General features: G+C 46.0%; 11 protein-coding genes. 8 read left to right on the forward strand and 3 right to left on the reverse strand.

The window, feature by feature from the left end:
- Window positions 1–10: 10 nt before the first annotated feature.
- The 8 genes from SK066_RS11235 to SK066_RS11270 all read left to right on the forward strand — a co-directional run bounded on the left by SK066_RS11235 (window position 11) and on the right by SK066_RS11270 (window position 8,993).
- Entirely contained in the window at window positions 11–469 is a 459-nt protein-coding gene (locus tag SK066_RS11235) for a GAF domain-containing protein (RefSeq protein WP_320544717.1), read from the forward strand.
- Window positions 470–474: 5 nt separating this feature from the next.
- Window positions 475–1,539 (forward strand): sensor histidine kinase, encoded by a 1,065-nt coding sequence (locus tag SK066_RS11240; protein WP_229685983.1) that lies wholly within the window; start codon window positions 475–477, stop codon window positions 1,537–1,539.
- Window positions 1,539–2,186, forward strand: coding sequence for a response regulator (locus tag SK066_RS11245; protein WP_229685981.1), 648 nt, complete (start codon window positions 1,539–1,541; stop codon window positions 2,184–2,186). Before SK066_RS11240 ends, SK066_RS11245 begins: the two co-directional genes overlap by 1 nt.
- Before the next feature lie 223 nt (window positions 2,187–2,409).
- A complete protein-coding gene (locus SK066_RS11250; protein WP_320544718.1) occupies window positions 2,410–3,912 on the forward strand; it encodes an alpha/beta hydrolase family protein in 1,503 nt (500 codons plus the stop codon).
- Between the two features lie 447 nt (window positions 3,913–4,359).
- On the forward strand, window positions 4,360–5,865 hold the full coding sequence (locus tag SK066_RS11255) for a nitrate/nitrite transporter (protein ID WP_320544719.1): 1,506 nt from the start codon (window positions 4,360–4,362) through the stop codon (window positions 5,863–5,865).
- 151 nt (window positions 5,866–6,016) lie between these two features.
- Entirely contained in the window at window positions 6,017–7,036 is a 1,020-nt protein-coding gene (moaA, locus tag SK066_RS11260) for a GTP 3',8-cyclase MoaA (protein ID WP_320544720.1), read from the forward strand.
- A gap of 1 nt (window position 7,037) precedes the next feature.
- On the forward strand, window positions 7,038–7,757 hold the full coding sequence (locus SK066_RS11265) for a YwiC-like family protein (RefSeq protein ID WP_320544721.1): 720 nt from the start codon (window positions 7,038–7,040) through the stop codon (window positions 7,755–7,757).
- Window positions 7,758–8,144: 387 nt separating this feature from the next.
- Window positions 8,145–8,993, forward strand: coding sequence for an LD-carboxypeptidase (locus tag SK066_RS11270; protein ID WP_320544722.1), 849 nt, complete (start codon window positions 8,145–8,147; stop codon window positions 8,991–8,993).
- A gap of 182 nt (window positions 8,994–9,175) precedes the next feature.
- Here SK066_RS11270 and SK066_RS11275 read toward each other — a convergent pair whose 3' ends face one another.
- The 3 genes from SK066_RS11275 to SK066_RS11285 form a co-directional block, all read right to left on the reverse strand.
- Window positions 9,176–9,418 (reverse strand): hypothetical protein, encoded by a 243-nt coding sequence (locus tag SK066_RS11275; RefSeq protein WP_250345232.1) that lies wholly within the window; start codon window positions 9,416–9,418, stop codon window positions 9,176–9,178.
- 238 nt (window positions 9,419–9,656) lie between these two features.
- Window positions 9,657–11,339 (reverse strand): hydroxylamine reductase, encoded by a 1,683-nt coding sequence (gene hcp, locus SK066_RS11280; protein WP_320544723.1) that lies wholly within the window; start codon window positions 11,337–11,339, stop codon window positions 9,657–9,659.
- Window positions 11,340–11,591: 252 nt separating this feature from the next.
- Window positions 11,592–12,473 (reverse strand): LysR family transcriptional regulator, encoded by an 882-nt coding sequence (locus SK066_RS11285; RefSeq protein ID WP_188777514.1) that lies wholly within the window; start codon window positions 12,471–12,473, stop codon window positions 11,592–11,594.
- Window positions 12,474–12,686 lie beyond the last annotated feature (213 nt).

The raw sequence follows: 12,686 nt of genomic DNA on the forward strand, positions 1-12,686 counted from the left end.
GCGCGAGTGAATGAACGATAAAGTGAATTACCAGCGAGAGCTGGATGAGATTCGTGCGTTGTTCGGCTATGATTTTATGGCATTAGCGCTGGCAGAGCCCGCAGAATATCATTATGTGATCAAATGGAAGTACGCTTCCGGTAATCGGAACGAGCGGTTTAAGGATATTGTGTTACAAAGCGGACGTGGTATCGCCGGTATGGTGTTCAAAACAGGCAAGCCATTCATGTTCGCTTCGGTAGAGCAGGATGTGCCACGAGATGCGATGTTTAACTATCCGATCATTCGTACCGAACGGCTAACAAGTCTCGGTGCAGTTCCCGTATGGAATGATACCCGTGTCGCCGGTGTGCTGCTAGGTGGATATCGCAATGATCAGCGTGTCACGCTCCAGATGATGCAGGAGCTGAACGAGCTGGCGCATCTTGGTATCGGAGCGCTGAATGGAAAGGAGTACACCCCGAGTTGAAGCCCATGCATGAGCAAGAACAGATCAATCGACTGATGAGCAAGCTGTACAGTCAGAGCAGGGAAGCGATTTTCTTTTTTAATACAGCTGGTCGTGTATTGTATATGAATCCAGCAGCAGAACGCATTGTAGATGATGAGGTATTACGCCAATTGTATGAAGGACATGCAGAGACAATCTGTCGTGTGTGCCGTGGCTATATGAGTGAAACAGAATTACGTACGTGTATTGCATGCTACTTTACCAATCCAGAGTCCGAGCGATTCTCATCATTTCAAGTGTATCTGGATACAGTTGGCAAAGGAGTTATTCCGTATGCAGCTTCGTACCATACGCTTGCCGATGAGGACGTACATGTATTGATGCTGCGCGATCTATCGCAGCAATTCAAGACACAGGAAAGCTTTTACCAGAATAAGATGATGAAGCATGTCATTCATGCGCAGGAAAATGAACGTCGCCGTATCTCGCGTGAGCTGCACGATAGTGTCGCACAGGAGCTAATGAGCGCGGTGATCGATCTGCGTGTGCTCAAATATATGACCGGTGAAGAAGAACTGCTCAAGAAAATGCGTCAAACCGAGGAATCGATGACACGTCTACTGGATGATATTCGGAATCTGGCAGTTGAGCTACGTCCAGCGGCGCTGGATGATTTTGGTCTGGAGGCAGCGTTTCGCTCGCATTTCAAACGAATTCAGCAAAGCTATGGGGTCACGATTGGCTTTGAGTCGAATCTGGATCAACAGCGTTATGGCAGTGAGCTGGAGACCGTAGTGTACCGGATTGGACAGGAAGCGATTCTGAATGCGCTCAAATATGCTGATGTGGATCATATTGAGCTGATGCTACGCGAGGAAAATGGACGGATATGGCTAATCATAGAGGATCACGGTAATGGCTTTGATCCAGCGGATGATCCGATCGGCACCGGGCTTGGTCTGTATGGAATGCAGGAGCGTGCTGAGCTGGTGGGCGGTAAGGTAAGTATTTATTCGGAAAAGGGTAAAGGCACACGCATTACGCTGGATATTCCGATTATTAGCAACACGCACGGGGAGGGACAATGATGAAAATCGTAATTGCCGATGATCATGCGATCGTCCGCAGTGGATTCGCGATGATCTTAAATTTTCAACCTGATATGGAGGTCGTCGGCACAGCAGCAGATGGCATCGAGGCTTATACGATGGTGGCGAAGCATGGGCCGGATATTTTGCTGATGGATCTGAGTATGCCACCAGGTGAGAGCGGATTGATCGCTACTGGCAAGATCAAGGAGGATTATCCAGATACGCGTATTCTCATTCTGACGATGCATGATGATGAAGAATATCTGTTTCACGTTCTACGCAATGGCGCGTCTGGCTATGTTTTGAAAAATGCACCGGATGAGGAGTTGCTATTGGCGATTCGTACGATTCACGAAGGAGGCACGTACATTCATCCGAAGCTCGCTACCTCGCTCGTGCGCGAATTTGTTAAGACGAATACAAGTGCGGATTCAGAGGATGTGTATGAGGTGCTGTCGCGTCGTGAGCTGGAGATTTTGCCACTGGTTGCTAAGGGCTACAGTAATAAGGATGTAGCGGAGAAGCTGTTCATTTCGGTGAAAACGGTAGAAGCGCATAAAGCCAAAATTATGGAAAAGCTCAACCTGAAAAGTCGTCCTGAGCTGGTGGAGTATGCGCTGCGCAAGAAGATTTTGGACTTTTAAGCTTGGAATGGTAAGAGCGAGAACATTACAGAGCCACTGGGCATACCAGTGGTTTTTTGTTGTTCTTTTATTGCTCGTTCAATGTAATGGATACATTTTGGATTTAAATGCTGTCTTTACATAGAGTGTAGCGGTGGTACACGTTGGTATACCATCTAGCTTTGCTGTAATTATTAAGCGAGATCATAGCAATATGAAAATGAGCATGCAAAGGAGAATGGAGATGCGGTTATTCGAGCTGTTGCTTGTTCTGTCTACTATCGTATTGTTTGTATGCATGGTTGTGTTTTATCCTAAACGTCGTAAAGCCTTGCTTGGAGCTGGTAGTATCATTGTGCTCGTTATACTCGTATTACAGTGGATCGTAGAAGGGTACCGAATACAGATGCTTTTGCTCTATGGCACTACGATCATACTGGTTATGATTAACGGATGTCGTTATTTTGTAAAAGGAGTATCATTTACTATTCCGCGCAGATTGAAGCAGTTCTTTTATCTAGTTATTGTATTGCAGTTTATTGTGACAGCAGGGTTATTGTATGTCTTCCCTGTGTTTCGCTTGCCAGCACCAACAGGTGAGTTCAAGGTCGGCACACAGACGTTTCATTTTGTAGACATGAATCGAAAAGAGCCATTTGATCCGACAGGAACTAGCAATCGAGAGCTAATCGTTCAGATTTGGTATCCAGCTCAAGCGAGTCAGGGAGCGTATAGGCCATGGATTGCCGACCCTGCGATTTTGCCTTATATAGCTCAGTATTACGGATTGCCTAAGTTTACTTTTCAGCATTTAAAATATGTGTCCAGTTATGCGTATGCAGACGTAGAAGTCGCTTCAGCACAGCAGACCTATCCGCTTATTATCGGGAATCCTGGGAATGGCTCTTCTCGATTCTTCCATACAGTGCAAGCACAGGAGCTCGCAAGTCATGGATATATAGTAGCGGTTATCGACCATACCGATAATACCATTGCCACGCAGCTTCCAGACGGGAGCATAATCACGAATAGAAGTGACGAGTTATTTTCACCGAGTCATGACTATAAGACCGAAAGCGAGCAACGTGACAAGTTGGGGCAGATACTAACCGATGATGTGACATTTGTATTGGATCAATTACAGTTGCTTCAATCTGGGCAAGTCACCAGTTCGCTCAAGGGGAGGCTTGATCTCCAGCATGTTGGCATATTCGGTCATTCCATTGGTGGAGCGACTGCATACGATGCCGCATATGATCCGCGTATTACAGCCGGTATTGATCTGGATGGAGGTCTATATCGATTGCATGACAGAGAGGCTCTACGTAAACCCTTCCTATTCATCAACTCGGCAAGTAATGAGCAAGAGATACAGAGGGTGATCGATCACCACGTCTATACAGATATAGAGCTGGAACAGAAGGGCTCCACAAGAGAGTGGGAGGATGGCATGATGAACGATAAGCAGCTGGAACTAGAGCGGATGCAACAAGCAGTCGCAGCAGGTGGAGGGGTGATCGCCATAGCGAATACAGAGCATCTTAATTTTACCGATGTACAGCTCGTCTCTCCTGGCTTTAAGCTAATTGGGGCTACGGGCAAAATGACACCTGATCGAGCGAATGAGATCACGAATGCTTATATGGTAGACTTCTTCGATCACTATTTAAAAAATCAACCGAGCATATTACTTGAAAAGTCGAATCGCCGCTTTTCCGAAGTGAAATTCATCAATGTATCGCGCTAGCTTAGCATAACGTTAGCTGGAGGCTGGAATAGAAAATGCTCATTAGACCTGTCATCATGACAGGTTTTTTTATATCCAAAATAAACGAACGATTCAGTCTGTGTATACGATCATTTCATCCCTTACTGCGGTTACGGGCATTCCCTCTGCATAGTCAGGGTACTCCCCTATATTCCAACCTGTCGTCAAAATTCTACAATGAGAGGGAAGAGTAAGCAGATAGGAATGAATAAAGTTATAGCGGTGCATGTGATCTTTCGCACAAGGTAGATGAGCTGAATAGAAGATCTATACTCCAGCAAAACGCCGAGCTTATCTGTGCGCGAGTATGTGCTTGGTCTACCCATATTTATATGCTCAAGCGCAGCAATGTTCATATGACAGCACTATCGTGTCAACATGTCTGCCTTACGAAAACAGAACAGTCGAGAGTAAAGGGTGAATCGAATGATCAAAAAGATGCAGTTATCTTTGCAGACATTGAATCTGGTACTGGGATTCATGGTCTGGGTTATCATCTCCTCACTGATGCCATTTATCAAAGAGGATATTAGCATTCCGCAGGGGAGTCTTGCGATTGTAACGGCGATTCCGGTCGTGCTTGGCTCGATTTTGCGTATTCCGCTCGGGTATTATGCCAATATTGTCGGTGCGCGAGTCGTATTTATGATTAGCTTTATTTTGCTGTTATTCCCGGTGTATTACATTAGCATCGCCTCATCTATGACCGATCTGATCATTGGTGGGCTGTTCCTCGGGATTGGTGGCGCGGTATTCTCCGTAGGCGTTACGTCATTGCCCAAATACTATCCACGCGAAAAGCATGGTCTGGTTAACGGTGTATACGGTATGGGCAATATCGGTACAGCGATCACGACCTTTTCCGCGCCTGTTGTAGCATCGCAGATCGGCTGGCAATCAGCAGTGCGTCTGTATCTAGTGCTGCTGCTCGTATTTATCGTACTAAACTTCCTATTCGGTGATCGCAAGGAAGCGCGGGTCAAAACACCAATCATCGAACAGATCAAGGGCGTATACAAAAATGAAAAGCTCTGGTATTTCTCGTTATTCTATTTTATTACCTTTGGTTCATTTGTCGCTTTTACCGTCTATCTACCGAACTTTCTCGTTGCCAATTTTCAGCTGGATAAGGTAGATGCTGGACTTCGTACTGCCGGATTTATCGCATTAGCGACATTTCTGCGTCCGGTTGGTGGCTGGCTAGCGGATCGCTTTCAAGCGTTGTTTCTACTTATGTGTACCTTTGCAGTATATACACTGGCTGCCATTTTGCTTGCCTTTTCGCCATCGATCGGTCTGTATACGGTTGGCTGTCTAACGATTGCGGTTAGTGCGGGTATCGGAAACGGAGTTATTTTCAAGCTGGTGCCGTTCTATTTTAACAAGCAGGCAGGCATTGCAAACGGGATTGTATCCATGATGGGCGGTCTGGGTGGCTTCTTCCCGCCGCTGATGCTAGCTGCAATTCACGGACTAACCGGGCAATATTCGATTGGCTTTATGCTACTGTCTCAGGTCGCACTGGCGAGTCTGATTATTGTCGTCTGGATGTATTATCAGGACAAGCTGACACTGGTATCCGATGTATTCAAGTCTACAGCACAGGGCATTCTCGTTACCGACCCTAAAGGTTATATCAAAACGGTCAACCCTGCCTTCACCCGTCTAACGGGCTATACAGAGGAGGACGTGCTGAATCAGCGTCCGAGTATATTAAAGTCGGGGCGTCAGCCGGAGAATTTTTACGAGCAAATGTGGAAGGATATTAAGCAAAAGGGCTTATGGCAGGGCGCTATCTGGAACCGCCGCAAAAATGGTGAAGAATACGTGCAATGGCTCAACATTAGTGCGGTCAAGGATGCCACTGGCAAAGATATCCGGTATGTTGGTACATTCAGCGAGTTAACCGAGCATCCGAACCGATCCTCCTAAGGATATGAACTACGCTTCATTCATTACATGCTACATGTGAAAATATAAGCAGATTATTGATGCGTTATCCAAGCTAGGCTACATCGATATATGAGAAATTACTGATACGATTATGTACTATACCGATCACAATACAAAGGAGTCCTTTATCATGAATCCGTCTACTGATCTGCTGGAGCGACCGATGCGCGATCTACGCATTTCCGTGACCGATCGCTGCAACTTCCGCTGCCGATACTGTATGCCAAAAGAGATTTTTGGCGATGATTACGCATTTATGCATGGCTCGGAGCTGCTGTCATTTGACGAAATGGAGCGGCTAGTACGCCTGTTTGTCGGTCTAGGCGTGCGCAAAGTACGGTTAACCGGTGGCGAACCACTACTTCGCCGCGGTCTGCCTGAGCTGATCAGCCGGATTGCAGCTATTGCCGAAGTAGAGGACATTGGCTTAACAACCAATGGATTGCTGCTTGGCGCACAGGCAAAGCCGCTTTATGATGCAGGCTTGCGTCGGTTGAATATCAGCCTTGATTCACTGCATCCACGACGGTTTGGCTATATGAATGGTCGTGGTATTAAGCCAGAGCAGATTCTTAAACGAATCGACTATGCCCAATCGATTGGCTACACGATTAAGATCAATATGGTCGTACAAAAAGGGCTGAATGATGTCGATATCGTGCCGATGGCAGACTACTTTCGTAAACGAGGCATTACACTGCGCTTTATTGAATTTATGGATGTAGGCAATGATAACGGCTGGCAACAACGGTACGTAGTGCCAGAGAAGACGATTTTGCAGCAGCTACGTACACGCTATACACTGGAGCCGGTTGATCCTCATCATTATGGTGAAGTCGCACGCTACTATCGTTATGCGGGTACAGCTACAGAGATTGGCTTTATTAGCTCGGTATCGGATTCGTTTTGCTCTTCCTGCACACGGGCGCGATTATCGTCGGAAGGAAAGCTATACACCTGTCTATTTGCGACAGAAGGATATGATCTGCGTTCCTTGATGCGCCGTGGCGCCGATGATGCCTTCTTGCTACAGTCAATTAAGCGTGTATGGGAGCATCGACTGGATCGATATTCCGATGAACGTAGCGAGGCTGATCCAGCGCAGCAGACACGTCAGGGAAAAATCAATATGTCTTACATCGGTGGTTAAGATGAATCGATATATTCCGAATCAACATGGAGCCTGGGCGATGCTGGTATTGCCATTTCTATGTGGGATGAGTCTATCTGGAGCGAGCTGGCTACACATTCCGCTATTTCTATGCTGGCTGACGATGTATTTATTCAGCTTCCCGTTATTGCTATGGATCAAGACAGGTCGCAGTGAACGATATCGTCAGCCGACCCTCCTGTATGGTGGATTGCTATTGCCATTGCTGGGCATTATTGTCTGGATGGAGCCTGAGTTGCTATGGTATGGCGTAGTATTGCTGTTATTTTTCATTCCAAATATGTATTTTGCACGTGCGCGTAAGGAACGGGCATTGCTCAATGATGTACTGGCGATTGTACTGTTTTGCTCGTTTATTTATCCAGTCGCTTATATGGGACAGGAGCTAAATTGGCGCATGACAAGTCAGCTATTCGTGATGCTGGTGCTGTACTTTTGCGGAACAGCAGTATATGTCAAAACGATGATTCGTGAAAAGAACAATCCCTTCTATTATCGCCTGTCTGTCGGTTATCACGTTATCATACTAGTGCTTGCAGGCTGGTGGAATCTGTGGCTGCTCGTTCCAACTACACTACTTCTATTACGAAGTATAATGTTACCACAGCGAAAGCTACGAACGAGAACGGTAGGTATGATCGAGCTAGGAGGAGCTTGCATCGTTGGTTCGGTATTCGCCTTACTACCGATAATTTTGTAATTGCATGATTTGCAAAAATAGAACTTTATACGAGGCTATGAGGCTATAATGATATAAATAACGAAGAACGAAGCTTTTCGCATAGAGTGGAGAATCGCTATAATAGCGATCAACCTCTATAGCTGAAAAGCTTCCTTTGCGTATGTTCCTTACTTGCTCCAGCTTGGTGAGCAATGATAAGATTAACCCATAATTATATCATTTCAGCCATATCAAGCTACATAGAATAATATAGCTACAGAACGTTCTCAGGTGTGCTCAAGCTTGTATAGTAGATATAGCCTCTAACCCTACAGGGTACCATCTGTACAAGCTTGCCGTACACCTGCACGATCTATCCATTTCTGATACCATTTATAACTATATTTATCGCAAAGGAGCGTTCCTATGTCACAATTACAGCTCAAAAATGGCGATACCGTCGCGCTGATCTCCTGCTCGGACGGCATTGCCTGGGGGAAACGAAATAGTGTAGATGAGCTTATTCAACATTTGAGTGGCTGGGGCTTACGCGTGGAAGAAGCGAAGACGATTATGCAGATGCAGTATGGGTGGAGTGGTAGTCCGCAAGAGCGAGCAGCCGAGCTCAATCGTTTATGTGCAGACCCGAATGTAAAAGCGATCTTTGATATTTCGGGTGGCGACTCGGCGAATGGAATCCTGCCGTATCTCGATTTTGATCAAATTGCACGTTCCCGTAAGCCGTTATTCGGTATGAGCGATCTATCTGTTGTGCTGAATGCGATCTATGCACGTACAGGTGTGGGCGGCTATCATTATCAGGTGATGAACCTGGTACGTCAGCATGGGGAGCAGCAGCGACAGAAGTTTTATGCGACCTTTTTCAGTGGTGGGAATGATCTGTACGATCTTGATTTTGAATTTCTGCGCGGTGAGGATCTGAACGGCGAGCTGATCGGTGGCAATTTGCGCTGTCTGCTCAAGCTGGCAGGCACGCCCAACTTCCCGCATGCACGCGGACGTGTGATCATGCTAGAGGGATTGAGTGGCAGATTAAAACGCATTATCTCGATGCTGGATCAGCTAGCGCAGACAGGCGCATTGGAAGAGTGTTCTGGTTTGCTGCTAGGTACATTTACCGAGCTGGAGCAATATGGTGAGCGAGATGCGTTACTTGATTATGTGTTGAAAATAACAGCAACGCGCGGGATACCAATTGTGCATACAACAGGCATTGGTCATGGTAGCGATTCGGGTTGTATGATTCTTGGCTAGCTGGTTAGTTATACAATAATCAATTGAAAAATGATTTATAAACGAATAAAAGCCCTTTTCTGCGCAATCAGAAAAGGGCTTTTTGGTTCATAACTATATAAAATATGTCGCGTTTCTATTCCTATCGTTCAGGATAATGATTGTGACTTAACACAACTTCATATCGTCTTGATTACTCTTTATTAACTATTAATCGAATTATGCTGCCCGCCTTCTTTGGCAGATTGAAAATTACCCTCGCCCACCAGACGACGAATATCATCCTCAGATAGCTTTGGAGCGACAGGCTGCGTGGGAATATCAGCTACTCCACCGGGCATTTCTTGCTTTTCAACGCGGGCAAAGCCTTCGTTAATCTGTTTACCTACCTGTTCACGTTCCTTGCGATCTGTCAGCTGCACTTCTTCTGGAAATTGTGCCATCATTGCGCCTCCTTCAGTATCGTTAATCGTATTGCTTCCTCCATTATTACCCGTGACAGAAAAGCAGCAATCAATGCTCCATAGTGAAGGAGCTGTGATTGCTGCTTAGAGAATAATATAACTTCGATAGTCGGTATTGGAATTGGAACATTGGTTCATGCTTGTGTATTACGACTAGCCCATTCCGTTACGATTATCCAGCATATCCATTGAACTACGGAACTAAGATACACATCAAGCCCTACACTTCCAGTAAAACGCGCATATCTTCCTCTACAGTCGTAATACCTGCAATGCCGAAGTTTTCCACCAGTACATTCACCACATTAGGAGAGAGGAAAGCAGGTAATGTAGGGCCAAGATGAATATTTTTAACACCGAGATAAAGTAGCGATAGCAGGACAATGACTGCCTTTTGCTCATACCAGGCGATATTGTAGGAGATCGGCAGATCGTTAATATCGTCCAGTCCAAACATCTCCTGTAGCTTCATCGCAATCACAACGAGAGAGTAGGAGTCATTGCATTGTCCGGCATCAAGCACACGCGGAATACCGCCGATATCGCCAAGTGGAAGCTTATTATATTTATACTTTGCACAGCCTGCCGTTAGAATAACTGTATCCTGCGGCAGCTCCTCGGCAAATCGGGTATAATAGCTTCGCGATTTCATGCGTCCATCGCAGCCTGCCATGACGAAGAAGCGCTTGATCGCACCACTTTGTACCGCTTCGGCAATCTGATCGGCTAATCCTATCACGGTATGATGGGCAAAGCCGCCAATAATCTCACCCTGCTCCAGCTCTGTTGGAGGCGGGCACTGCTTCGCCTGCTCGATCAATGCGGAGAAGTCCTTCGGCTGTCCATTTGTTCCAGCAGGAATATGCTGTACACCTGCATAACCTGTGTTACCCGTTGTATACAGACGGTTTACATAACTATCCTTAGGCGGCACAATACAATTGGTCGTCATGAGAATCGGGCCGTTAAACGATTCAAATTCACTCGTCTGCTTCCACCAGGCATTCCCGTAATTGCCGACAAAATGTTCATATTTACGGAAGGCAGGGTAGTAGTGAGCAGGCAGCATCTCGCTATGCGTATACACATCCACACCTGTACCCTCGGTCTGCTTGAGCAGTTCCTCCATATCATGCAGATCATGCCCGCTGATCAGAATACCTGGACGCTGACCAACCCCGATATTTACTTTTGTAATCTCCGGGTGTCCATATGTGCTCGTATTCGCTTGATCCAGCATAGCCATCGCATCCACACCGTATTTACCAGCCTCCATTGCTAAAGCGAGTAAGTCAGGCACGCCAAGTGTATCGTCCAGTGTAGCTGCCAGCGCACGGCGCATGAAACGGTCAACCTCTGCACTGCTATAATGCAGATGCTCCGCATGATACGTATAGGCTGCCATACCTTTAAGTCCATACATAATCAGCTCACGTAGCGAGCGGATGTCCTCATTCGCTGTTCGGCGTACACCGACCGTCATGGCGATTTGCTCCAAATCGGCATCCGTTTGTCCAGTCCATGTTGTAGCATGAGGTAATGTGACATTCGGCTGAGCAGCAGATGCGTACGTTTCATACACGCGCTGACGTAGCTCCAGCGCCAAACGAATATGCCGGAAAAAGAAGTCCTTGTCAAAATTAGCATTCGTAATTGTTGTGAATAGCGCATCGGTAATGAATAGATCGACTTCCTTTTCCAGTTCAGCTGACAAAGGAGCTACCGAATGCTGGGCAAGCCAGGCGATGCCTTTCAGTGAATACAATAATAAATCCTGCAAATTGGCGACATCATAGGTCTTGCCACACACGCCTTTAATCGTGCAGCCTGTTCCCTTGGCAGCTTCCTGACACTGAAAACAAAACATCGGTGTCCCATCCATAAAAGTGTCTTGAGCTTGCATTATAAACCCTCCTGATCCTGCGACTCGATGTGTGTCTAACATGACTGGTGTCATCCACAGGTACGTATCGCTCTATGCTGAATTCAGCATATCGTGGATAAGGAGGTGGGCTTGTGATTACAATCACTATAATAGAAAAAGTATTTAGAATTCTAGCAAGGTATGTTGTAGTGTAGCAATCACATCATATGAGCTTGCATACATTTGCCAATCGTACAGATCGTATCGGATCTGGTATATATTGCATCAAGACTAATCCTTTTTTAATTGTCCCTGCACCAGCTGAATAAACTGCTGCGCTGCATAGCCGAGGAACTTATCATTCCGATGCATGATCGCAATCTGGCGCAGAGGAGGGAAGTCTTCAATTTTGATCAAACGCAGGCTTGGATCATTAAGGGAATGGGAGAGAGAGTACGGCTGTAAGCAGGCTCCCACATTGGAACGAACAAACCCATACAACGATGAAGCTGTTGACGTTTCTACTATGATATTGAGATTAAGCCCATGATCCCGGCAATGCGTTTCGATTAGCTCGCGTGCCTTGAAGCCCTTCGGGTAGGCAATCAAGGGCTGATTCCCGATCGTCTCCAGCGTAACCGACTTGCGACCAGCCAGTTCATGTCGCTCTGACACTACAAGTACGAACTCCTCCGCATAGAGTGGAATAGTTGTCAGCCGCGGATCGTTCGTCTCCATTAAAGAAATGCCCACATCGACTTGATTGTTAATGACCATATCTGCAACCTCAATGGCAGAATGAATTTTCAAATGGACTTTGGGGAATTGATGATGAAAGTCGATCAGAATCGGGGTTAGCCGATAATCCAGCTCCGCAGCCATCAATCCGACGACTAGATTTCCCCCATCATACTGACGCAATCCATTGATCTCATCGTACGCATCCTGTAGCTTGAGCAAAATGCCTCGCGCCTGCTTGAGCAAAATATATCCTGCTTCGGTCGGCGTAATACGTTTACCGATTCGGTCAAATAGCTGCATCCCCAGTTCTTCTTCCATCGTACGAATCTGAATACTGAGTGTAGGCTGTGTGATGCCCAGCCGCTCAGCTGCACGTGTAAAATGCAGCTCCTCACATACCGCTACAAAATACTCCAATTGTCTGAGTTCCATACGTTTCTCCCTTCATCATTGCTTTTGACTATCATTATATTATTTTTGATTTATTTTTCCAATCTTTTGCTATAGCGCATAAACGCTGGTTTTGTCACGTTTTAGACAAATGTAAACGATTTTATGAAAATAAAAATTTGCGCAAACATGAAATAAAAATGTTGTATTTTCAAATTTATAATAGTTTTTGTCAATGATAAATGCGAAATTGAT

The organism is Paenibacillus hunanensis (genome assembly GCF_034055775.1).
In the GTDB taxonomy this organism is placed as follows: domain Bacteria; phylum Bacillota; class Bacilli; order Paenibacillales; family Paenibacillaceae; genus Saccharibacillus; species Saccharibacillus hunanensis.

What these genes read in the sequence shown, in the direction of transcription:
- SK066_RS11255 (WP_320544719.1), top strand. Translation starts at nt 4,360, where the DNA reads ATGATCAAAAAGATGCAGTTATCTTTGCAGACATTGAATCTGGTACTG.
- moaA (WP_320544720.1), top strand. Translation starts at nt 6,017, where the DNA reads ATGAATCCGTCTACTGATCTGCTGGAGCGACCGATGCGCGATCTACGC.
- SK066_RS11245 (WP_229685981.1), top strand. Translation starts at nt 1,539, where the DNA reads ATGAAAATCGTAATTGCCGATGATCATGCGATCGTCCGCAGTGGATTC.
- SK066_RS11250 (WP_320544718.1), top strand. Translation starts at nt 2,410, where the DNA reads ATGCGGTTATTCGAGCTGTTGCTTGTTCTGTCTACTATCGTATTGTTT.
- SK066_RS11240 (WP_229685983.1), top strand. Translation starts at nt 475, where the DNA reads ATGCATGAGCAAGAACAGATCAATCGACTGATGAGCAAGCTGTACAGT.
- hcp (WP_320544723.1), bottom strand. Translation starts at nt 11,339, where the DNA reads ATGCAAGCTCAAGACACTTTTATGGATGGGACACCGATGTTTTGTTTT.
- SK066_RS11235 (WP_320544717.1), top strand. Translation starts at nt 11, where the DNA reads ATGAACGATAAAGTGAATTACCAGCGAGAGCTGGATGAGATTCGTGCG.
- SK066_RS11275 (WP_250345232.1), bottom strand. Translation starts at nt 9,418, where the DNA reads ATGATGGCACAATTTCCAGAAGAAGTGCAGCTGACAGATCGCAAGGAA.
- SK066_RS11265 (WP_320544721.1), top strand. Translation starts at nt 7,038, where the DNA reads ATGAATCGATATATTCCGAATCAACATGGAGCCTGGGCGATGCTGGTA.
- SK066_RS11285 (WP_188777514.1), bottom strand. Translation starts at nt 12,473, where the DNA reads ATGGAACTCAGACAATTGGAGTATTTTGTAGCGGTATGTGAGGAGCTG.
- SK066_RS11270 (WP_320544722.1), top strand. Translation starts at nt 8,145, where the DNA reads ATGTCACAATTACAGCTCAAAAATGGCGATACCGTCGCGCTGATCTCC.